The organism is Natronorubrum tibetense GA33 (genome assembly GCF_000383975.1).
Lineage (GTDB): Archaea > Halobacteriota > Halobacteria > Halobacteriales > Natrialbaceae > Natronorubrum > Natronorubrum tibetense.
Map to the genome: position 1 here is coordinate 158717 of NZ_KB913020.1, position 22348 is coordinate 181064.

16 protein-coding genes are annotated in these 22348 nt (G+C 60.1%); 10 read left to right on the top strand and 6 right to left on the bottom strand.

What is annotated here, in order from left to right; all coding sequences use genetic code 11:
• Window positions 1-236: 236 nt before the first annotated feature.
• A complete protein-coding gene (locus NATTI_RS0123885) occupies window positions 237-527 on the bottom strand; it encodes a hypothetical protein (protein WP_006090943.1) in 291 nt (96 codons plus the stop codon).
• A gap of 201 nt (window positions 528-728) precedes the next feature.
• On the opposite strand from NATTI_RS0123885, the gene NATTI_RS27235 reads away from it, so the two are divergent.
• From NATTI_RS27235 to NATTI_RS0123910, 5 genes are all read left to right on the top strand, one after another.
• On the top strand, window positions 729-917 hold the full coding sequence (locus NATTI_RS27235; RefSeq protein WP_241434358.1) for a hypothetical protein: 189 nt from the start codon (window positions 729-731) through the stop codon (window positions 915-917).
• Window positions 914-1330, top strand: coding sequence for a hypothetical protein (locus NATTI_RS0123895; protein WP_006090939.1), 417 nt, complete (start codon window positions 914-916; stop codon window positions 1328-1330). Before NATTI_RS27235 ends, NATTI_RS0123895 begins: the two co-directional genes overlap by 4 nt.
• Window positions 1327-1629, top strand: coding sequence for a hypothetical protein (locus tag NATTI_RS0123900; protein WP_241434357.1), 303 nt, complete (start codon window positions 1327-1329; stop codon window positions 1627-1629). Before NATTI_RS0123895 ends, NATTI_RS0123900 begins: the two co-directional genes overlap by 4 nt.
• A gap of 63 nt (window positions 1630-1692) precedes the next feature.
• Window positions 1693-2700 (top strand): hypothetical protein, encoded by a 1008-nt coding sequence (locus NATTI_RS0123905; RefSeq protein WP_006090935.1) that lies wholly within the window; start codon window positions 1693-1695, stop codon window positions 2698-2700.
• 328 nt (window positions 2701-3028) lie between these two features.
• A complete protein-coding gene (locus NATTI_RS0123910) occupies window positions 3029-3217 on the top strand; it encodes a hypothetical protein (RefSeq protein ID WP_006090933.1) in 189 nt (62 codons plus the stop codon).
• A gap of 23 nt (window positions 3218-3240) precedes the next feature.
• On the opposite strand, the gene NATTI_RS0123915 is transcribed toward NATTI_RS0123910, so the two are convergent.
• Window positions 3241-4191 (bottom strand): transcription initiation factor IIB, encoded by a 951-nt coding sequence (locus NATTI_RS0123915; protein WP_006090932.1) that lies wholly within the window; start codon window positions 4189-4191, stop codon window positions 3241-3243.
• Window positions 4192-5002: 811 nt separating this feature from the next.
• Here NATTI_RS0123915 and NATTI_RS0123920 point away from each other — a divergent pair.
• The 4 genes from NATTI_RS0123920 to NATTI_RS0123935 all read left to right on the top strand — a co-directional run bounded on the left by NATTI_RS0123920 (window position 5003) and on the right by NATTI_RS0123935 (window position 12073).
• Complete coding sequence (locus tag NATTI_RS0123920) at window positions 5003-5599, top strand: DUF7344 domain-containing protein (protein ID WP_006090930.1); 597 nt, start codon at window positions 5003-5005, stop codon at window positions 5597-5599.
• Between the two features lie 566 nt (window positions 5600-6165).
• On the top strand, window positions 6166-7572 hold the full coding sequence (locus tag NATTI_RS0123925; protein ID WP_006090929.1) for a flippase: 1407 nt from the start codon (window positions 6166-6168) through the stop codon (window positions 7570-7572).
• A 3-nt stretch (window positions 7573-7575) separates the two neighbouring features.
• The gene (locus tag NATTI_RS0123930; RefSeq protein WP_019992235.1) at window positions 7576-9504 is read left to right on the top strand and encodes a methyltransferase domain-containing protein; all 1929 of its coding nucleotides are present in this window, start codon (window positions 7576-7578) and stop codon (window positions 9502-9504) included.
• A gap of 193 nt (window positions 9505-9697) precedes the next feature.
• Entirely contained in the window at window positions 9698-12073 is a 2376-nt protein-coding gene (locus NATTI_RS0123935; RefSeq protein WP_241434356.1) for a right-handed parallel beta-helix repeat-containing protein, read from the top strand.
• 793 nt (window positions 12074-12866) lie between these two features.
• Here the strand turns inward: NATTI_RS0123935 and NATTI_RS0123950 are convergent.
• Window positions 12867-14021, bottom strand: coding sequence for a glycosyltransferase family 4 protein (locus NATTI_RS0123950; RefSeq protein ID WP_006090917.1), 1155 nt, complete (start codon window positions 14019-14021; stop codon window positions 12867-12869).
• 393 nt (window positions 14022-14414) lie between these two features.
• Between NATTI_RS0123950 and NATTI_RS0123955 the strand changes: the two genes are divergently transcribed.
• Window positions 14415-15881: a flippase gene (locus NATTI_RS0123955; protein ID WP_027119296.1), complete on the top strand. Its 1467-nt coding sequence runs from the start codon at window positions 14415-14417 to the stop codon at window positions 15879-15881.
• 60 nt (window positions 15882-15941) lie between these two features.
• On the opposite strand, the gene NATTI_RS0123960 is transcribed toward NATTI_RS0123955, so the two are convergent.
• The 3 genes from NATTI_RS0123960 to NATTI_RS0123980 form a co-directional block, all read right to left on the bottom strand.
• A complete protein-coding gene (locus NATTI_RS0123960) occupies window positions 15942-17723 on the bottom strand; it encodes a hypothetical protein (RefSeq protein WP_006090913.1) in 1782 nt (593 codons plus the stop codon).
• Between the two features lie 723 nt (window positions 17724-18446).
• A complete protein-coding gene (locus tag NATTI_RS0123965; protein WP_006090911.1) occupies window positions 18447-19394 on the bottom strand; it encodes a hypothetical protein in 948 nt (315 codons plus the stop codon).
• Window positions 19395-20335: 941 nt separating this feature from the next.
• Window positions 20336-22126 (bottom strand): hypothetical protein, encoded by a 1791-nt coding sequence (locus tag NATTI_RS0123980; protein ID WP_006090907.1) that lies wholly within the window; start codon window positions 22124-22126, stop codon window positions 20336-20338.
• Window positions 22127-22348: the final 222 nt, after the last annotated feature.

The following is a 22348-nucleotide window of genomic DNA, read 5'->3' on the forward strand; positions in this document are numbered from 1 at the left end:
GCTTCCCCTTACGGTTGCCCGTCGCGAAGATTGATCTCCCGAATATGAACACGAGAGCAAGTTTTCTGTGTTCACTCACTTCTTGTCTTTTATCGCCGGCAACTCGGTCTCTCTGCCGACATTCTTACACTGGTGTCACAGAACTATCGGAAATAGTAGTTAGATGGAGACGGTTCGTGTTCACAAGGCCGATCTGAAGTGAATAGCCAGTATCTCAATTATTGCTTGGTGGGTCGTTACGAGGTCTCGGTAGTAGCCTCGAGTTCGCTCGCATCTAACTCCTCGTTCAGATAGGCTTCCCCCTCCTCAGTAATTCCATAGAGGCCTCGAGAAATCCGCTCGAGCAGTCCATACTCCGCGAGAACCGGACAACGATTCCTGGCATGGCCGGACGTTGGCCCACCGAGATCCTCGATGGCCGTCGGCGTCAAATTGCCGTGTTCACGGACTAACTCGAGTATTCTGTCGTCCGACGGAACCATCCAGTCCGCAGCTTGGCGCATCTTGTTCGAAGCATCGAAGTCCATAACCATACGAATACTGGTTATCTGTGCCAATTTGCCACCAGTCTGCGTAGAATTGCCTAGAGCAACGCAGCACTGACGACTTGCCAGTAAGCTATATTAATGGTTAGTGAGAAGTTGTTGTTGACCTGCCCTTTCGGACTGAAAGTCCGACGTGCTAAGGACACGCCGGGGTCGGGTCACCCGTTACACGAGATTCCGACCATGCGAAACGAACGCTCGAGGGGTCATAGAGATTACCCCATAGACGACCGTACAGCTAGCCAGCGAGACGACCACCCCCTAATCAACCTGGACGACGAAGCCGTCGCACTCCCACTTCTCAGCGATAACGCGCTTGTCGTCGCCAGCGAGGACGCCATCCTCGAGTCCCGCGGAGGACCCCGCCGATGACCGACTACATCGTCCCCACGGGCCGAGGCTACCTCGGCACGCACGCCGTCAGCCCCGGGCGGACGGTCACGCTCTCGACCGGCGTGCTCGGCGACCGGGACTGGACCGATCGGTCTCGAGTCCACGCACTCACACACGACGACGGCGTCGCACTCGTCCCCGCGGCCGAGTCGACGGACCCGCTCGCCGCGTACGTGCTGTGCGATCGCTACGACGCCGCTCGAGTCGCCGTCGGACAGGTCGCCGTGGCCGAACTCGGGCTCGAGGCCGGCGATTCGGTCCGCGTCTACGATCTCGCGGTGATCGACGACCGACCCGGCCTGTTGCTGGTCGACGCGGCCGACGATCCGCGACTCGAGGCCGACCGCGACGCGGGGGCCGACGGTGAACGCGATGCGGGGGCTGAGCCGTGACCGACGATTCTGATGATTCCGAGCCGTCCCCTCCCGCGGAGCAGTCCCCTCCCGTCCCCGAGGCGATGACCACCGAGTGGTTCGTCGACCACCTCGAGGAACTCGACGCACACGTCGCGCGGCTTCTCGAGTCCATCCCGGAGACGGAGGCGTTCGACGACGAGACGCGCGCCCGTACCAGGCGTCGTCTGCGGGAGATCCGCGCCCAAATCAACCCGCTGTTGATCACGCTTCGCTCTCGCGTCGATACCGACGACCGAGGCTCTGGCAGCGAGTCCGATGATCCGCCACTCGAGTGACGACTCGGACGGCCCTTCCGACGCCCGCGTATCGTCGAACAACTACCCACACCATTCGAACCGATGCCATCACCGACAGCAGCCGAGACCGAGGAATCGACCCCTAACCAGCCCGCCCACTCCGACCGACGCGACGAGTTCGACCACCTCCGCGAGCGTCTCGAGACCCTCGAGACCCGCCTCGAGCGCAAAGACGACCGGATCGACGACCTCGAGCGGGACCGCGACCGACTCGAAGCGACCGTCGACCAGCTGGACGGTCGGGTCGCGAAGCTCGAGGCCAAAACCGACCGACTCGAGACCGAAACCGACCGACTCGAGACCGAAACCGCACGCCTCGACAGCGTCACCGACGCGGCGCTGAACAAGGCCGGCGCGAACAAGGAGCGAATCGCGGAACTGCAGTCCCGCGAACTCGAGAAGGGCGCGCACCTCCGGACGGAACACATCGACGAGCACGCCGTCACCGTCCCGGAGGGCCGTCTCGAGCGCATCGAGAAGGACGACGGCGCGGCCTACTACCGGCTGCCCGAGTGCGCCGACCCGCTCGAGCGCGGCGGCGACGTCTCGCTCGCCTACGGCGACCTGCTCCCGATCCAGCAACTCGCGCGGATGGACGACCAGCGGCGTCGTTCGGCGGCGAACGCCCTCCCCACCAGACTGGCCGCGAAACTCTGGCAGGCGCGAACCGACTCGAGCGTCGGCGACGATCCGTGGGAACGCGGCTGTAAGGGCGTCGACGAGTTCGTCACCGCGAGCGACCTCAGACACTGGATCCGCCGCAACGAACCCGGCATCAGCGAGAGCTACGCGAAGAAGCTCGTCTCGCGAACGATCGATTCCCTCCTGGACCTCTCGAAGAACCGGCTCGCGGTGCGCCGGAAGACCGAACGCAAGAACGGCCTCGAGTACACCGAACGACGGGTGATTCTCCCGACGGACGCCTCGATCCCCGGCGAGACGGGACGGAATGAGGCGATCGACTCGACCCACCGGATCGAGTCGACGAGCCAAACCGAGAACGAGACACCCGACTCGAGCGACCCGGAGACAGCTGACGTCCACGGATAGCCCCGTCCACGGGATCGAAACGCCCCTCGAGAGAGGCCCCACTTCCACTACCCACCCACCAACGCAGCCACGCGCGGGTGCTCGCTTCACCGCGGTAGCCGCTGGTCTACCGCTCGAGCGGTCCTCGGCGGTCACGTCGGAGACGCCGAACCGATGCCGTCCGGAGACAACAGCTGTCCACGGAGCCACTCGAGCAGTGAGCCGTCGGATGCAGTTCTCGAGGCGACGGCGGCCCCACTCGCCACCGTCTTGCCGTCCCCTACGCAGTCACCACCGTCTTGCTGTCCCCTACCGCAGTTATTTCTGCCTGGCGAGCATCCCGTCAGCTATGTATCGTGCAATCCTCCCCGAGGGGCAGATCGACTGCGATCGATACGAGCACACCGAGAACGGTATCGAACTCTACGACGCGGACGACCAGTTCATCGCGTTCGTGCCGTACGCGAACCTGCACGCGGTGGCGGACCAGGATCTCTACACGAGCGGACGCGGAGACGAAGAGCGGTCGATTATGTAGCCGATCGTCTCGGTAGCACGCGATTAGGCCGGCTGCTGATCGATCGCCTCGAGCTGTTCCCGGTACCGGTTCCGAACCGTCACTACGGTCGTCTGTGCGGTGTCGGCGACGGCTCGCTGCGGGATCGTCTCGTCACAGAGCAGACCGGCCGCGTAGATCGCCGCCGCGGCGAAGCCGGTCGGGGACTTCCCGGAGTGCAGTCCCTGCTCGGTCGTCGTGTCGATGATCTCGACGGCCTTCGTCTCGACCTCTTTCCCGACGTCGAGTTCGGAGCAAAAGCGAGGGACGAACTGACGCGGGTTCGTGGGCTCGAGATTGATATCGAGTTCGTCCGCGATGTATCGGTAGGTGCGACCAATCTCTCGTTGATCGACGCGTGAAACGGAGGTTACCTCCTCGAGGCTGCGCGGAATATCCTCCTTACGACACGCAGTGTAGAGGGCGCTGGTCGCGACGCCTTCGATCGATCGGCCGCGGATGAGGTCCTGATCGAGCGCCTGTCGGTAGATGACGCTTGCGGTCTCCTTGACGGGTCGCGGAACGCCGAGCGCACTGACCATGCGGTCGATCTCCGAGAGCGCGTACTTGAGGTTGCGTTCGCCGGCGTTTTTGGTCCTGATTCGCTCCTGCCAGACGCGGAGTCGGTGGAGTTGGCCGTGCTTGTCGGCCGACATGGAGTGACCGTTCGCGTCCTTGTTGCGCCAGTCGATCGTCGTCGTCAGCCCGCGGTCGTGCATCGACTGGGTCAGCGGCGCGCCGACGCGGGAGAGTTCGTCGTGTTCCTGGGCGTTGAACGCCCGCCACTCGGGACCGTAGTCGATCGGATCTTCGGTCAGGACGAGACCGCACTCTTCACAGACTCGTTCGCCGCGGTCCGGGTCGTGGATGATCGTATCGGTTTCGCAGTCAGGACATAGCCCGGGCTCCGTTTTCGCTGATTCTGTCTCCGTATGATCGATAATGGACCGCGTCATCAGTAGTGGAAAGAGCCGTGCCGGCACTGTAAGGGGTTCACATGGTTTCGCGAGAAACGCCGACTTACTGCTTCGACCGTCGACTGACGACGAATATTCGCCCAGCCGTCTCTGTACGGGTGTTACCAAGAGTTGCGAGCGACTATCACGCGGTGGGAGTCGCATCGGGCGACGCAGTATCGATACGATATCGCCGTCCCCGATCGAGTCGGTCAGCGAACCGTGTCGGGATCGTCTCTCATCGGTCGCCCGTAGCTTACCGACGTCGAGAACCGGTTTCGCCTGACGATGTTCACTGTGAACACGAGACGTGAAATACGGCAATCGCCCCGACGAGAGGCCGGCGTAAATCACGCGTTCACCGCGTAAATTCGAGTTTCTCCTTCGAACTGTCGCTCGACTTTATGTCGCTACGAGCAAACGTTCCGAACCAGTGTCGTGTCGCACCTTTACCCCTCGACTTGGAGACGCGTTTCGTTGCCCCCGACTCTTCCGTACGTACGCGAAAGATACTCTGCCACAATCGATCGATACCGTTCGCATCGATCCGCTACCCGGATCGGCCACCGAGGTGTCGATTCGGTGCAGTGTCGGCAGACCGGGGAAGTCGATCCGTACCCGCTTTGCAGCCGGTGCGAAACGTGGCCGTCCTTAAGAGTGTCAGTATTGGTGTACAACTTGGTGTGTCAATCGTGATTGCGATTTGCCGATCAAACAGACAGCGGAACCCGTCGACCCGACAGTATGGTAGACGTTTCTCGCCCAACGGATGGGACTGGCCCGGCCGTTCAGTGCCTGGAGGTCGAGAGTAATGTCGTCGATCGATACCTCGCTTCCGGACGAGATCGCATCGGTCGCCGACTCAGACGAGGAGCAACGGCTCTCGAAAGACGTTATTTTCGAACTCCTGAAAAACCGCCGCCGTCGAGAAGTCCTCGCGTACTTGCTCGAATCCGACGAAACGGTCACGCTCGGTGAACTCGCCGAGCAGATCGCTGCCTGGGAGAACGACACCGAGGTCAGCGCACTCAGTTCGGACCAGCGTAAGCGAGTATACGTTGCCCTTTACCAAACGCATCTTCCGAAGATGGACGATGCCGGGATCGTCGAATACGATCAGGATCGCGGACTGATCTCGCTCGCGGACAACGCCGATCTGTTGATGATGTACCTCGATACGGATACGCATCGACAGGATCGATGGGATCGATGGTACGCGACGCTCAGCGTCGTGGGAGCGGCGCTCGTCACCGGTGCGTTCCTCGGTGTCCCGCCGCTGTCGTCGATTCCGACGCTCGGACTCGCCGGCGTCGTCGTCGTCGCGTTCTTCCTCCTCTCGGTCGCACACGTCGTGACCAACCGAGAGCTGGAGCGGAACGTCGACGGCAAACTCTCGCGAATCAAGTAACTGTTCTGGCAAGCTGAGGTTGGCTCTTTCGGTGTAAACGGTCTGTAAAACCGGTCTAACGACCACTACCGTACCGTTATCGTCGATATAGCTCCCGAAAAAGTCACGTTCTTCTCGACGATCCTTCGACGAATACAACCAACTCTCTGGCCTGTCCGTTTCTGCAGTTCTTCGCTGCACTTCGCACGAAAGTGACGCCTCAATTCGACGCTGTAGATCTCGACCGATGATCCTCTACCCTGTTTCGTCAGTATCGTGGTCTCTGACACGACGGAGATACCAAATTCCATCAACGCCGTACGTCTCTATTGGCTGACTATTCTATATAGCTGACCGCCAGTTATGGGTGAAATAACTACTATATAATATATCGTAGCAGGTGAGTGTACTCCATAATGAGCAGTAGACTCCCTCAGGTGCAATGCTCGATAGTGTTCGGGTATCCGATCCCTGACACTCCGGTATCACGGTAAACCAGTTCGAACAGTTGTGATCCTTCCCGCTACCACATGAGTCTCACAGATCGCCTTACCGAAAGATTCAAAATTGAATTTTTCGGTCGAATCGTGGCAATCGTCGCGAGCGGGCTGTTGATGGTCCTGTTGGCTCGAATGCTCGGACCTGCCGAGTACGGATTGCTGTTTCTCGCTGTTTCGGTGTTTTCGACGATCGGTATCTTCAGCAAGCTCGGAATCGCGAAATCGGGCGCACGGTACGTGTCGGAGTACAAGGAACGAAACCCAGAGCAGCTCCCACATATTTTCCGGACGGTGCTTGCGTTCAACGTAGCTGCGGTCGTGATCGTCGCGGTCGTCATGTACGTCGGCCACGAACGGATCGCCGCCGTCCTTGAAGAGCCCGATCTGGTCCCGTTCCTCCTATTGGGCGTCCTGTATCTCGCGTTCGAGGCGTTCGCAACGTACGTTCGGTTAATGCTCCAGGGACTCGAGGAGATACAGTTCAGCGCGACGTTGTACGCACTCGAGCAAGGCAGTCGGTTCGTGTTCGCGATTGGACTCGTCGTCCTTGGATTCGGAGCGATTGGCGCGCTCGTCGGCTACATCTTCGCGTTCGCGATCGTGACGGTGATCGGAATTGGGAGTCTCTACCTCAGATTCTACCGAAATCACGAGGTGTCTGGGTCGATCGAGGACGGTCTGCCTCGGCGGATCGGCGAGTACTCGGTTCCGTTGACCGCGACGAGTACGGCAAACGTGTTGGACAAGGAGGTCGATACGCTTCTCGTCGGCTTCTTCTTGAATCCCGTAGCGGTTTCATACTACGTCATTAGCAAACAGGTCATTGAGTTCGTAGAGACGCCGGCTTCGGCGCTTGGATTCACGCTGTCGCCGACCTATGGGGCACAAAAGGCTGACGGGAACATCGATCAAGCAGCTCGAATCTACGAGACGGCACTCTCGCATACGCTATTGCTTTATATCCCCATCGCAGCGGGGATCGTTCTCGTTGCCGAACCGACCCTCGAGTTGGTGTTCGGAGCCGAGTATTTGGAGGCGGTGCTCGTTCTCCAGGTACTCGCGTTCTATGCGGTGTTGCAGTCGATCACGAAACTCACGAGCAACGGTCTCGATTTCCTCGGCCGTGCTCGCGATCGCGCGATAGTAAAAGGGGTGACTGCGGTCATGAACCTCGGTCTCAATATCATCCTCATTCCGACAATCGGCGTCGTTGGGGCTGCGGTCGCGACGATTATCACCTACTCGCTGTATACGGCCGCGAACGTATACATCATCCACCAGGAGTTTCATCTCCGAGTGGGCTATCTCGTCCGCCGTGCAGCGCTGATCTTCGCCGTTACCGGCGTGATGGTCGTTGTCGTCTTTTTGACCGTCTCCCTTGTTGAGGGGCTACTCTCGCTGATGTTCGTTGTCGCGTTGGGTGTTGCAGTCTGGAGTACGCTCTCGGTTGCGACCGGTTTGCTCGATTTACAACAGCTTACAAACGTCCTGTAACCCATGTCACTGAACCAAAACCAAGAGGCAAATGAACTACTGCAGTTCGACGAACTCGCCACAGTTTGTCCGACCTGCGAGGTACCGATCACGTCCAACTCGCTGACCTGTCGTCACTGTGGATTCGAAGGAACGCGCAGACACGGGATTCCGTCACTGATTCCCGACGTCATTCATCGACGTCCGGACGATCAGCGCCTCGACAGTGTCGAACCGGGCTCGCAATTGCTTGAGGCAGACGAACTGACAAGACTTGCAGCCCGCGTCGAAAGCGGATCGGTCCGAGATGCGACGACGTTTCTCGAGGGCCACGAGCACCGCGATGACGTCCTGAACGAAATCTACGATATCAATCGGGAGTCGTGGTTGACATTCGTCTCCGAGTCAATTTCTGGCCGGTGTCTCGATGTCGGTGCTGGATTTGGACGACGAGCGCACATCCTCGCGGAGCTCTGTGAGTCCGTGGTTGCTGTCGATTCGAATCTCCAGAAGCTTCGAATTGCAGCGACACGAGACGATTACGACAACGGTGAACGGATCGTCCCCCTCCACACGACCGAAGATCGAATCCCCTTCGATTCAGGCACGTTCGATACGATCGTCGCGGACTTCACCGGGTCGAGCGTGGATGATGTCCGTGCTCGGCTTCCCCGGTTGTCCGAGTATCTCGCAGACGATGGAACGCTCGTCTTTACGGCGGATGGCTGGCCGTCCCAGACTGGTTTGACCGAACTGGCCGGGCTGGATTCGAGCGATTCGGACACCAGTCGGTTACTTTCGGCTGGGACGCCATCTGCATACCGTTCGGTGGTCGAAAATGCCGGATTCGATGCGCTTTCGCTGTATTCGTTGTTCCCGACCGCGAGCCGTCCGTTGTTCGTATTCGATATCGAGGACGACCGGGCCATCGAGACGCTCGCCGAGTTCGTCCTGTCCGACCGCGGACGACTCGCGAAAACAGGGAAACCGTTTGTCTCCCTCGCCAATCGGTTCGGACTCCTGAATCGGTGGTATCCGAGCTTCCTGGCGGTCTGTACCAATCAGGCCGTTTCGACACGATCCTCTGCAGCGTACAATGATTCGTTGCTCGTCTCTGGCCGGACCCGATCGGTCGTCCTCGATATTGGGGACGGGGGTATCGACCGGGTATGGAAGTATCCGAACCGGCTGGAGCACTCTCCGTTCACCGAACGCGAGAACGCTGTGCTCTCGTCGCTGCACGCGTCGAACGAGCCGATCGTCGAGACGCTTCCACATGGAGAGGAGATCGAGTCGGCGTTCGGGAAAGCACGAACTGAAGATCCCGTCGCGGGTTCGCCGCTCGACGACGATCTGTCGGCCGATAGCCGTTCGTACGAACGAGTGCTTCGATTGGGGTTCGATTGGCTCATCGAATTTCAGCAGTCGTTCGGTGGGCCGACGGTGACGCGGTCGCCAGCAGAGGTTCGGGATGATCTCCGATTTGCACCTACCGATCTCGAACCGCCAGAGATCGACGAGCCTGTCACAACCTTCTTCACGCCCGTTCATGGGGACTATCTGGCCGGAAACATCCACGTCGCCGATGATGAGGTCACCAGCGTCATCGACTGGGAGTACGGGGCGATCGATGCGTCACCGATTATCGACGCGGGCTTTCTAGTACTGAACGCGGCGATGCGCGTATTCGGTGGGCTGGATGACGGATTCCAGTCCGCCTTCTGTGATGACAATGAGTTCGCTCGAATCACGCAATCGATGATTCGCGGCTACTGCCGGGATGTCGGTATCCCTGTTCGAACGTTCAAACTGTACCTCCCGAGCGTTTTCCTCCATCGCCTCGAACTGGATTGGCGGTTCGACGCCGTGAGTACGTATACGGACAAAATCGACGACCGCTCGAGGGTCGTCGAGTACGTGTTCGACAACCTATCCGAAGTCCACATCGAGTAACCCGTTTTACAATAGCCGCCGCGGCGGTTTGCGACTAATTCGTATAGCCATTGATCAAAAATAGAAACGATTGCAGAATAATGGACATACGGGTATATCAGATTAAAATACCTTCACGAAATAATTATTTTCTCCAGGTATTATTCAACATTTCCAGAAGGCTTATATCGGTAATAGCGAATTACACGATCGCATGGCACGCGATATTTCAGAACTGGATGAAGCCAATTCGGGCCGAGAACGGCCTGAAAACGGCGACAAGTGGACTAGTAACACCCTACTTGACCGTCGTTCGTACTTGAAACTCACCGGCGTGACGACGGCTGCTGTCGCCGCGTCCGGCGCAGTCTCTGCGTCCGGGGACGAGTACGAGGTTATCGAAGCGAACAACAGCAACTACCACCTCGACGACGGTGAGGTCTTCGAGAACAAGATCATTGACTTCTCGAACGGCAACTGGCTGACGATCATCGCAAATGCGACGAACTGGACGATTCGGAACGTCGGGTTCCGCGGTATTCACGACCACGATCACAACGCAATCGTCGCACAGGATTCGGGCGGAAACTCGTCTACGATCGAGAACGTCTATCTCGGAGATGGTTGTGTGCGTCCCGACTCCTACAGCTCACATGGTCAGTGTGGAATTTTCGTCCACCGTGGCCACTCTGGCCACCTCGACATCCGAAACGTCTACGCCGAGGACTGGCCGAACAATGGCATCTATGCCAGTGCAGCTGCCTACGACACGCCGGGGACTGTCACGCTCGAGAACTGTTTCGCGAAGAACAACTACGTCGCCTCGCTGCGGGTGTCCGACGGCGGGAAAGTGATCGACTGTGTCGCGTACAACGATGGCAACGGCCGCTATCAGGGTCGGCCGTTCTGGGGCTGGGGCGACCAGGAGATCGTCGGTTGTAATCTCGACGGGGGTCCCTACGCTAACGGCTCGTCGATTTACGGCCGATCCGGTTCCACGACATACGTCGAAGACACCCACCACAGTGGGTACAGTATGTCCGGATCGGGTAGCTACTCCGAAGGGAACGATGTGGTAAACGGCAGTGCAGATCTCTCTGTTCCCGGTGGGGTTCCGACATCGCCGGAGGAAGCTGCATCGGGGTCCAGTGGTTCAGACGACGAGGGCGAAGACGAAACTCGAGGGGACTACGAGGACCTCCAACACACGTACGAATTCGTCGGCGAAGACGAGCCAACTGATTACTACTTCGAGGTTGAGGAGGGGCCGATTGAGCCTTCGACGTACAACGAGGCAACGATCGAAGAGAACTATATGTGGATCAGTGACGACGGCACGCGTGCGGCGGGCCGCGTTATTGATGGCCATCACGCTTGGGAGTTCGACACGTTACTTATCGACGTCACTGTCGAGGGGCCGGCTGAACCGGTTATCAACGATGTGGAGTCGAATCTCGATCGCTATCCCCGCGACGGTGCGACCGGCGACGGCTGGAAGGGAGATATGCCGTGGCACGATAACGAAGAAGAGGAGACTGACGACGGCGAAGAGGAGGACGGCCAGGACGACGACGAAGGCCACGAGTTCGACCACACCTACGAGTTCGTCGCCGAGGGCGAGTCGGAGTCGACCGACTACTACTTCGAGATCGAAGACGGCCCCATTGAACCCTCTAATTACAACGGGGCGACCGTCGAAGACGACTACATGTGGGTCAGCGACGACGGCACCCGCGCCGCGGGCCGCGTCGTCGACGGCCGTCACGCCTGGGAGTTCGACACGCTGCTCGTCGACGTCACCGTCGAGGGGCCGGCCGAACCGATCGTCAACGATCAGGAGTCCCATCTCAGCCGATACCCTCTCTCCGGTGCAACCGGAGACGAGTGGAAAGGCGACATGCCGTGGCACGACTCCGGGGAACACACCTACGAGTTCGTCGCCGACGGCGAGTCGGAACCGACGGACTACTACTTCGAAATCGAAGACGGCAGCACCATCGTTCCATCGACGTATAACGGTGCATCGATCGAGGACAACCTTATGTGGGTCAGCGACGACGGGACTCGTGCCGCGGGCCGCGTCGTCGACGGCCGTCACGCCTGGGAGTTCGACACGCTGCTCGTCGATGTCACCGTCGAGGGGCCGGCCGAACCGATCATCAACGATCAGGAGTCCCATCTCAGCCGATACCCGCTGTCGGGTGCGACCGGCGACGACTGGAAGGGGGATATGCCGTGGCACGTCACGGGAGAACATACCTACGAGTTCGTTGCCGAAGGCGAGTCGGAGCCGACCGACTACTACTTCGAGATCGAAGACGGCAGCAGTATCGAGCCCTCGATGTACAACGGCGCGACCATCGAAGACGACTACATGTGGGTCAGCGACGACGGGACTCGTGCCGCGGGCCGCGTCGTCGACGGCCGTCACGCTTGGGAGTTCGACACACTGCTCGTCGACGCCACCGTCGAGGGGCCGGCCGAGCCGATCGTCAACGACCAGCAATCACACCTCAATCGCTATCCTCGCGACGGCGCGACCGGCGACGACTGGAAGGGAGATATGCCGTGGCATGACGGCGGATCCTAACACACGATCCCCTTCGGTTGTGTCGGCACGTCGGGCGGAACGGGATACGAGTTTCCAGTCAGTGGTGATATCAAGAAATCAGATGAAGAAAGGGTTACCAGAGACGACGAGGTGATCGACGGTGGAACCGTGGCAGGGACGGTCATCGGGTGGCGTGAACCGTTCGACTTTACAGGCACTCTCGAGAAACTTACAGGCTCCCTCGAGAAACTGACCGTCGATGGGCCGACGGTTCTGATCGATGGGGAACGAATTGATCCGACCGACTACAGCGACGATCGTCCACACGTACTGACCATCGTCGGCAACGGCACGCCCTCGAATTACGAGGGTAGCGTCGATGAAACGCTTGACAAGCGCCTGCTGACGACTCGGATGATGCTACGTCTATTTCGGGGAGACACTCGAAGGATCGATCACCAACGATCTTCATCGACGACGAATGAATCGATCCCGACGCCCTCGGCGACGAGTAACGTCGCGTCCGTGCGACCGTGGATACTGAGATCGACCGAAGCAGCAAGGGGGCGAACCCACTCTCGCCGATTATTGCTGGCAGATGATATGATATTATGGAAGGTGCTGTTGTTAGGAAGGACTTTTATTGACGGCTCTCGAACACACGATCGGCTCCCGACGACCGTCATCCAGTATCGGAGCAGTTCGCGTGCCAGCATCTGTTCCCGTTTCAGGCGCGGGAGCCACCTTTCGAACTCACATCGCGAGCCGTGGCTCTGGCCGCTGCCGTCTTGTCCGTCACTCTCGGAACGGATTCTGGTTCGACTATCTTGTTCTACACTCCCGAAAGGGGCTCCGGTTCGGGTCGGTCGGCGGGGTCGTCGATGTCGAGCGTTTCGTAACAGAACCGCTCGAGGGACCGCGCCTGCTCCTCCCAGTCGAATCGCTGTACGTCCTGGCGAGCACGCGTGCCGAGTCGCTCTCGAAGTTGCGGTGAGTCGAGTAGCATCGTCAGTTTGTCGGCGAGGTCCTGCGGGTCCCCGACTCTGGCGAGGAGTCCGTTCTCACCGTTGACGAGGTAGGTTTCGATGCCTTCGAGATCGGTGGTGACGACCGGGAGTTCACACGCCATTGCCTCGATGTTTGCCATGCCGAAACTCTCGTCGTGACTCGGCAGGCAGAACACGTCGGCACCGGCGTGATAGGACGGTAGCTCCGTGTGGGGAACCTCCCCGTGAACAGTGACGGCATCCGCGATCCCGAGGGAGCGGGCTCGGCGCTTCACCCACCGTTCGTCGCCGCCGCCGACGACGTGGAGTTCCTGGCGGCCGTCGAGACGTGATACTGCCTCGAGCAGGTCGCCGATCCCCTTGGCTTCGATGAGCCGACCGACGAAGAGGACGATCGGGTCGTCGCTGTCGATCGCCGGAGCGACACCTGGCCGGAACTCATCCAGATCGATACCCGGGTAGATTACCTCCCCGATATCGTAGTCGAACGTCTCAGACACCTTCCGGGCGGTATCGTCGGAGTTCGCCAGAATCAGCTCCGTCTGGGAGAGCGCGTCGCGCAGTTTGATTCCGAGACCGCCGTCGGAGAACTGGTGGAAGGTGTAGATAGTCGGCACGTCGGTCAGGTTCGAGAGCAGGAGATCGTCAAGGAACTGGGCGGTAATGAGTACGTCGAGGTGATCGTCGATGTGGTCGATAACGTCGTTCCGAGCGGCCCAGTACGTCATGAGGAGTTTCGAGTGGTCCTGATCGGTGAGCGGACTTAGCGCGTCGATCGAGTGGAGCCAGTGGTCGTCGAACGACGGCGTTTCGACGATGGTGACGTCCGATTCGCTCAGCACGGACGACAGCTCCCCTCGCTGGGTATAGAGATAGACGTCGTTCGATCGGCTGAGTGCGGCGGCTAGCTGCTGGGTGTAGACGGCGATCCCGCCGGCGTGGCGGGTCCCAGCAGCGTCGTGATAGAACCCGATTTGCATACCCGGTGAACTGTTCTCGTACTGCTTTGTTAGCTTCGACGTACTATCTCCCCGTCTCATAGGTCGGACGAAGCTGCGAAACAGTAGCCCTGAAACCGACTGAGAGGGGGTATCGGTTTTCGCTCCGTCACGTTCGGTCTGCGTCCGGCAGTCGGCTAGCGGTATGACCGATAAAACATCGGGTATGTGGAGGATTACAATGGCTTCGTTCGGGTAGGTATCGGTCAGTGACAGCGAAACCGTCTCTACCTGCTCGATGGTCGAATCCCCCGTTGGAGTCCGCTGGTGGTGCAGCCGATCTTTCGTGGCTCCGACGCTCGGTCGGTGGAGACGTCGAGTGCCGTTCAGGTGACCCGTGTCGAAATAACACCGACGGTCGACGCATACTCGAGCATGTCGCTCACTGATCGTATCGTCGACGGGTTCAAGGCGACGCTGGGTGCCCGACTCGTAAACAACCTCGCGAACGGGCTGTTGATGCTCGTCCTCGCGCGATTCCTGCTGACGAACGACGAGTACGGACTGTTGTTCACGATCATCTCCGTTATCGCCGTCGCCCAGCTCGGTGCCGACCTCGGGATCGGCCGCTCGGCCGCCCGATACGTGTCGGACAAGAAGGAAACCGAACCCTCGACGATCCCCTATCTCCTCCGGTCCTCGCTTAGCTACCGTCTGGTGTTGCTCGCGATCGTCTCCGTCGGGCTCGTCGTCGCCCGCGATCCGCTCGCCGCTGCCCTCGACATTCCGGAGCTCTCGACGCTGATGCTGGTCGCCGTCGGCTACCTGATCTTCCAGTCGCTGTTTTCCTACCACATAACCCTGTTTCAGGGGTTCAACCGCGTCGATCTGAGCGCGATTATCGAAGTCATCAACAACGTCTCACGGCTGGTGTTCGTCGTTATCCTGACAGCGCTCGGTCTGGGGGTCGCCGGCGCGCTCTTCGGGTACATAATCGGCGTCTTCCTCGGAACGATCGTCGGCCTGGTCTTTCTCTACCGCCGTTTCTACACGCAGTACGCCGACGGCGGCGGCAGCAAGTCGCTCCGGAACCGGATGCTGAAGTACAGCGTGCCGCTGACGGCGACCCACGGTGCCGGCGTGCTCGACAGACAGATCGACACGGTCCTGGTCGCGTTCTTCATCAACCCCGTCGCGGTCAGCTACTACGTGCTGAGCAAGCAGATCACGGAGTTCGTGCTCGTTCCGGCCGGCTCGCTCGGGTTCTCGGTTTCGCCGACGTACGGCGAGGAGAAGGCCAACGATTCGCTCGAGCACGCGGCCGATATCTACGAAACGACGCTCGAGTACATGTTCCTGCTTTACGTGCCGGCCGCGGTGGGGATGATGCTCGTGGCAGAGCCCGCCGTCACGCTCGTCTTCGGTGCCGAGTACGCCGGGGCGGCGCCGGTGTTGCAGGTACTCGGCGTCTACGTCGTCTTCCAGGCGATTACCGACGTGACGACCCAGGGGCTCGACTTTCTGGGACGGGCGAAAACGCGGGCGTACGCGAAAGGATCGACGGCGGTCGCGAACGTCGGTCTCAACATCGTCATGATCCCGATCTACGGGGTCACCGGCGCTGCCGTCGCGACGGTGATCACGTTCGGAATCTACACGCTGGTGAACGTCTACGTCATGCACAGCGAACTCTCGCTCGACTTCGTTCGGATCGCTCGCTCGCTCGTCGTGACGACGGCAATCGCCGGCGGGATGGGTCTCGCGGTCTTGCTGTTGATTCCGTACGCGTCGAATCTGCCGGCACTGTTCGGCGTGATCGGTGCCGGGATCGCTATCTGGGGCGTGTTGATCACGGTCAGCGGTGTGATCGATCCGCGTGAGACGATCGCCCAACTGACCTGAGCGTCGTAAGCGACCTCGGGAAGGGCTCGAGTGACGGCAATTACTGATTCCGGACGTTGATTACTGATCTCGGACGTTGTACTGCACGTCAACCTCCGCCTTGCCGCGGAGCGTAAAGTCCTCGATGCCGCCGTCGAACCAGTAGGCGTCGAGATGGTCGTCGACGACGCCGCGAACGGCTCGCCCCTCGATCACGTCGTCCGCGTCGATCGTGGCGTCCTGGTACGTCGATTTGAAGACCGCACCGCTGGCTTCGAAGGCGTACGCGCTCGGCTCCTCGTCTTCGGTCCCGTCGATAATCAGTGCGTGGGGGAGCAGTTCGTGGTCGCCGAAGTCGTCCGGATCGATTCTCTCGTCGTCGAGACTGACATCGGCTTCGCCGTCGATGATGGAGACGTCCGTCAGCGCACCCGAGAACCGGAACGTCAGGCTGTCGTCGGTGACCGAACTCTGGACGGTCGATCCCGAGATCGTCGTCACCTCGTCTTCGGGCTCGTCCTCGGAGTCGAGTTCGATCGTGCCGTCGACCGTGATCTCGAAACTCGTCGGCTCACCCTGGCCCTCGACCTCGAGGACGTGTGGAAGATCCTCTCCGTAGTCGGCCGGATCGATCTCTTCGTCGTCGAGCAACACCGTCGCCGGCCCGTCGACGGTGAGTTCCTCGAGGTCGCCGCTGAAACGGAAGGCGTCGCGCCAGTCGGCGACGACGCCGTGGGCGACGGCGTCTTCGATCCCGGCCGCGTCGTCGATCGTCGCGCCCTCGTAGTTCGATGGTTCGACGTCGCCGTCGACTGAAAACTCGTATCGCGTCACGTCCGACGTGTCGCCGTCGAAGAGGAGCGTGTGCTCGAGTTCCTCCTCCTCGGGCTCCGAACTGCCGTCGCTCCCGCTATCCGACTCGCCCGACGCGGCTTGCTCTGCACTGGTCGGAACGCCATCGGGGATGGAGAGGTCGGGACTGTTCCCCGCGTTAGAGGTGTTGACGCGTCCCTGTGTGCCGCCCGCGACGGCACCGCCGTCGAGCGCGACCGAGGCACCCTGATGCGTGATCACGGCCGCGTTGTACTGGCCAGCGTCGAAGTGACAGTCCTCGACGGTGCAGCCGCCGGGTTGCCAGACCCACAGCGGCCGGCCGGAGCTTTCGTTGTAGTTGCCCCAACTGCCGTAGTCGGTCGAGTAGTCCGTGTTGTCGTTGTACGCGACACAGTCACGGAGCGTGTCGCCGCCGCTGGCGGCGCGGAACGTCGTGACGCCGTTGTTCTTCCCGAAGCACCGTTCCCACGTTACGGAGCCGCCCCTGGAACTGTTCGAACAGTACCAGCCGTTGTTGGGATAGCCCTGTACGTTACACTCTCGGAACACGACGTCGGCGCTGGCGTCGGCATGATAAAAGATCGCGCCGGGACCGTGGACGAAGCTCGAGCCCGACTTGTTCGCGCCGTCGCCGATGTAGATGTTCTCGAACTCGACGGTTCCTCGAGGAGCGGTGATCGAGAAGATGAAGCCGTCTCCCTGGTAGAGACCGCTGATTCCGATGTTTCGGATGGTTGCCGCGCCGTCGACGACGAACGTGATGCCGTTTCCGTTCGAGACGTCGACGAGCTTGTTTTCGAAGGTCTCGTCACCGATTCTGATCACCTGTCCGCGCGCTTCGATGACGTCGAAATCGTCTTCGTCGGCGCTCACGCCGGTACTAAACACCGCTGCGGCCGCGGTGGTCGTTCCAGCCAACTTCATGTAGGATCGCCGGCCGAGTAATTCACTGGTCTCGTCACTACTGGTCGACGACAGTTCGCCGCCGACGCATCGATCGTCATCCGGTACCGAAGATTCGCGTGCCATGCAATCGGGTAATCTGATACTACCACCATAAACTTTCTCCTCTCCTTTACTTAAAATTTACAGACTATATATCCAACCAGAAACTCCATTCACGAAATCATTGATATATTTCTTTGAAATCTTATATGCCGACGTAGCCGTGGAACGTCCCAGATAATCATAAATTACCGATAAATCTGCTTCGAGATCGCTTCTAACCCTATAGTAATAGTATATTACTACAGATTCCGGTCCGTTCAGGAGGCCGGGAACTGACTGAACGGTTCGATGCGGCGGCCCATCGGACTGACAGCGGCTAGAGACTTATTTCCCAGAGAGACGGTCACGGCGGAGCGCACTACCGATGTAGTAGGAGAGCGTGACTCTCACGTTCGGTAGTTACACTGGTCGAGACGAAGACCAACGTGGCAGGGAACGGGGAACGAGAAATGAACCGTCACCAGGGAACGGACAACAAAGAGGCTGGTAGCGAGGAACGACAGCGAGTTCGTCGGTGGAGATGGAGGAACCGTCGACAGGGGGTGAGAGATGAGTGTCCAGCAAAAAACGGAGCAGCGTCGTCGATGGGGTGGAGGAGCGAGATGTCGGCGGAAATGGGGCCGAGTCGTCGGAGGGGCGAGTCGTCAGCGGGGATAAGGGCCGAGTCGTCGGAGGGGCGAGTCGTCAGCGGGATTCGGGGGGATCGTTCGATACTGTCGTCAGCGGGGTGTCGAACATCCTCGGTCAGCTGTCACCGGCGGCGGCTTCTTCGGCGCTGGTCGGGGTGCCCTCGGGAATGAACGCTTCGGGATCGGTTCCCGAATCGCCCTCGAGTTGGACCGACGAGCCGGCGTGTTCGGCGATGCCGGCCTGATTGTCGTAGTCGGTGTCGTGGACGAGGACCTCGGTTCCCTGCCCGTTGGCACCGGCGTCGATCGCGGTGTGATTGCCGTTCATTTCGATCTGGCAGTCCTCGATTTCGATCGTCCCGGGGGCCCAGGCCCAGATGCCGCGGCCCGCGTAGCCGTCCTCGTCGACCAAGATGGCGGAGTTCGTCACCTTGCTCCCCTCTGTCGCGAGACGGAAGTGGGAGACGTGACAGTTGGCTGCGAAACAGCTGTCGATGTGGACCGTTCCGCCGCCGCTGTTTCCGGGTGCAGAGCCGTAGACCGCGTTGTCCGCGAAGCCCTGAATGTTGACGTTCTGCATGTCGATGTGACCCGAGTGGTCGGGGTTGACCCAGAACGCGGTCTGTCCGTGACCGGTCGAACTTCCGTTGCGGTCGTCGGAGCCGTCACCGAGGTAGACGTTCTCGATCGTACTCGAGCCGCCGGCGTCGGAGATACCGAACGTAGCGGAGCCGGTTCCGGAGGTGTTCTCGCCGTGGAACCCGACGTTGCGGATGGTCCAGTCACTCCCGACGGTCGTGACCGTCACATCCTGCCCGGTGGTCATATCGAAGAGTTTGTTCTCCCAGGTTTCACCGTCTTCGATGGTGATCTCCTGGTTTGCGGCTTCGATGACTTCGTAGTCGTTCTCGTCTTTTGCGGCGGCCGTGCCGGCCGTACCGAGCGAGGTTGCGGCGGTCACGATCGCTGCGAGCGAACGCACGTAGGTGCGGCGATGTAAGCCACTGTTACGGTCTGCAGTCGGCGTAGTGTCCGTCTCGGACGAGCGGGGGTTCTGCGCCATACACTTTCGTAACCTGGGCTTATACTCATAAACTTTTCCTTGGCGATATAGCCTGAAATTACAGAATATATTCCTATCATTAGAAAATATGGCACAATTCGTGGACATATAGTTAAGAAATTGTGAATGAATAGCAGGAAATACGGCGCCTGAGAGCCACTGTTTTCAGCAGAAATAGGATATTACTCCGCTCGAGGAGCCGTATACGGCCTGTTTTGCGAAACGAGGGTTGGCGACGGTCGATCGTTCTGACCGTTCAGCGTCGGCTCGAAACGGCGTGAACAATCGGCGATTTCTGATCGAGTCGGCCGGTCGTTCGACTCTCCGTTCTAGCGTGTGAGTTAGTCACAGTTGACGCTTCGATCGACGATCACGTTCGACGATACCTCCTCTTTCACGTGAGTCAGTTCGCTTGCTGGTCCTCAGCGGTCACCTCGCGTTCTGTCCGACTCCTCGCCGCTCGTCGTGACCGACGTTCGTGGGAACGCGTCCCGTCGATTGGTGGCAGCTGTCGGCGGTGAGCGCGAACTGTCGTCCTTGAGAACGGACGAATGGCGCTCGCGTAGCCGAACCGTTGCCCCAGGTCCACCGCGACTCGATCCCGGGACGCCGATAGCCCGGCTGTGCGATGCCGTCTAACGGGGCGGTTTCAGCGGTTCCGTCGGTCACAACTGCTGGCTCGAGACCACGCCGACGCTCGTCTTCGGTGATCGGTGCCGGCAACCGCTCGCGTGTCCGGACGGACGTAGCCGTCGGTATCGGTGAACCGTGTCTCGCGAAACGCGAGACCGCCGACCGTTCGACGGGACCGAGTGACGGTCGGCGGATTGACGTCGATCAATGACGATCGAATCGCGTCACGCCTCGAGTGCCGAACGGGAATAGGCGCTCCGGACACACGCGCACGAAGAAAATAAGTCAACCAAGGCAACCGAGCCGAGCTAGTCGTCGCCCTGGACGTTGTACATCCGGAACTCGTCGTTCGAGACCACTTTGTTCGTACCCGAGTCCTTCTCGAGGGCAGCGAGTGCGGCTTCGCTGTGGTGGAGTTCCTGATAGACCTCGATCTCACGGGTGGTGTCGAACTCCGTCACGATGAAGTTGTAGCTCACCCCTCCATACGCGCCGCTGAAGTTGCCCTCTTCGAACTCATCGGGCTCGACGGTTCCGCTGGCGGTTGTCGCTGCGCTGAGACTCTCCTGTCCTTCGACGCCGTTGATGCCGTGATCGTATCGGTACGGATCGTACCCCATCCCGACGAGGGGGATGTCTTCGTCCCCGTACTCCATGGTGGACTCGTAGCCGCTGAACTTCTGGTCGCTGACGTGCTGTCCGGGATTGTAGATGATCGGTGAGGAGAACACCGTCATCAGCCCGAGCACGAGACAGGCGCCGAGCAGGAGCGCTGCGACGGCTGTCCCACCTGGGACCGTGATCGCGCCCGAGAGGGCATCGATGGCGCGTGCGATTCCAACTCCCGCCAGGATCGTCAGAATGACCGCAATGAATCCGATCTGGCGGAACGCCATCGTTGGCGTGCCGACGAAGTAGATGAAAAACATCCCCGTCAGCGGAATCAGCGCGATCGCGAAGTAGTTGACAAATGACTTCGTCTCGGGATCGAGTCTGGTTCGGCCGAGCCACACCAGCAGGATGAACAGCCCTACGGCGAGTGAGACCAGTGCGAGATCGAGGAACATCGTCACGAACAGTTCGCCGAGGCTGCCACCGACTTCGCCGAGCGAGGCTTCAGCCTGGTCGACTTCGGCACTCCCGCCCACGTCTTCTGCGAAGACGCCGCTGATGAGCCCTTCGACGGCCCCTCTGAACCGCGCGTTACTCGCCGCCCAGGCGGTGAAGATGACGCCAAGAACGGCCGTGTGGGCGTACGTTGTCGGGTGATCGAGCATCGGGTGATCGTCGTACCGTCGCCGGGCGAGATACTGAACGCCGGTGACTGCGGCGATGAGGACGACGACGTTGATCATCTGTTGGGGGTGCATGAACAGCAGCCCGATACCGGTGATGTAAATGAGGAGGCTGAAGGGCGAGAGACCGAACGGAAGCCGTTCGATCGTCGCGCGTCGACGGAGATACGCGAGGAACGCGAAGATGACGACGGGCACCAGAAAGAGCGCGTTCGAGTTCGTATGAATGCCCATGTGCGTCGCGATGTTGTTGATGGGGAGCACCATCCAGGAGACGATCGCGGCGACGCCGATCGCCATCCCGTTGCCGCCCATTTCTCGGACGACGAGCGGCACGAACAGCACGAACGGGAGGAAGGCGATCGCGACGACGAACAGCATTCCGCGCTCGATCGGAACGCCGCCGACGTAGTGAAAGACCGTCGAAATCGCGTGAAACCCGGGATAGAACAGTTCGTGCGGGGCCAGTGCCCCGTCGATGATGTCCCGGGTCCAGCCGAGGTGGGTAAGCGCGTCCCCCATCCCGGAGAACCGGTAGTTCCTGATCGTCGGCAGGCTCACGATCGCCGTCACTGTCGTTCCGCCGAGTGCGATTCCGTAGGCCTGTTCGCGACCACGGCAGGTGAGCGCCGTGCTGGCGGCGATCGCGAGCGCGAACGCGAACGCGATCCACGTAATCGTCGGCGTGCCAGTATAGATCGACGCTTCGTAGCTGCTCGCGGGATTGGCTCTCGCGACGAGGATCGCGATCGCTGTCGCAAAGAAGCCGATGGCAAACGTGACGTTGAGTGTCGACCGTTTCATGGTCTCTCAGGAGGGGCGCTGTCCGGTCCAGTGGCGATACGCATGTGTTGGACGGAGGGTCATCGATAGCGACGTTTGTTATACGGCTCCTATCGGTTTTGCACGCGGAGAAGGGGTCGGTTGCTCGCTCACTCCGACGTCGTCACAGCTGACCGACAGGCAACGAACGCCAACGCGAGCGGATCAGCCAGCCCGTTCCTTCAGGTTTGTAGCCGCCCACGT

Bases quoted from the DNA above. Each gene is read 5' to 3' on its own strand.
- NATTI_RS0123885 (WP_006090943.1), bottom strand. From the start codon at position 527: ATGGACTTCGATGCTTCGAACAAGATGCGCCAAGCTGCGGACTGGATG.
- NATTI_RS27235 (WP_241434358.1), top strand. From the start codon at position 729: ATGCGAAACGAACGCTCGAGGGGTCATAGAGATTACCCCATAGACGAC.
- NATTI_RS0123895 (WP_006090939.1), top strand. From the start codon at position 914: ATGACCGACTACATCGTCCCCACGGGCCGAGGCTACCTCGGCACGCAC.
- NATTI_RS0123905 (WP_006090935.1), top strand. From the start codon at position 1,693: ATGCCATCACCGACAGCAGCCGAGACCGAGGAATCGACCCCTAACCAG.
- NATTI_RS0123910 (WP_006090933.1), top strand. From the start codon at position 3,029: ATGTATCGTGCAATCCTCCCCGAGGGGCAGATCGACTGCGATCGATAC.
- NATTI_RS0123915 (WP_006090932.1), bottom strand. From the start codon at position 4,191: ATGACGCGGTCCATTATCGATCATACGGAGACAGAATCAGCGAAAACG.
- NATTI_RS0123920 (WP_006090930.1), top strand. From the start codon at position 5,003: ATGTCGTCGATCGATACCTCGCTTCCGGACGAGATCGCATCGGTCGCC.
- NATTI_RS0123930 (WP_019992235.1), top strand. From the start codon at position 7,576: ATGTCACTGAACCAAAACCAAGAGGCAAATGAACTACTGCAGTTCGAC.
- NATTI_RS0123935 (WP_241434356.1), top strand. From the start codon at position 9,698: ATGGCACGCGATATTTCAGAACTGGATGAAGCCAATTCGGGCCGAGAA.
- NATTI_RS0123950 (WP_006090917.1), bottom strand. From the start codon at position 14,021: ATGCAAATCGGGTTCTATCACGACGCTGCTGGGACCCGCCACGCCGGC.
- NATTI_RS0123955 (WP_027119296.1), top strand. From the start codon at position 14,415: ATGTCGCTCACTGATCGTATCGTCGACGGGTTCAAGGCGACGCTGGGT.
- NATTI_RS0123960 (WP_006090913.1), bottom strand. From the start codon at position 17,723: ATGGCACGCGAATCTTCGGTACCGGATGACGATCGATGCGTCGGCGGC.
- NATTI_RS0123965 (WP_006090911.1), bottom strand. From the start codon at position 19,394: ATGGCGCAGAACCCCCGCTCGTCCGAGACGGACACTACGCCGACTGCA.
- NATTI_RS0123980 (WP_006090907.1), bottom strand. From the start codon at position 22,126: ATGAAACGGTCGACACTCAACGTCACGTTTGCCATCGGCTTCTTTGCG.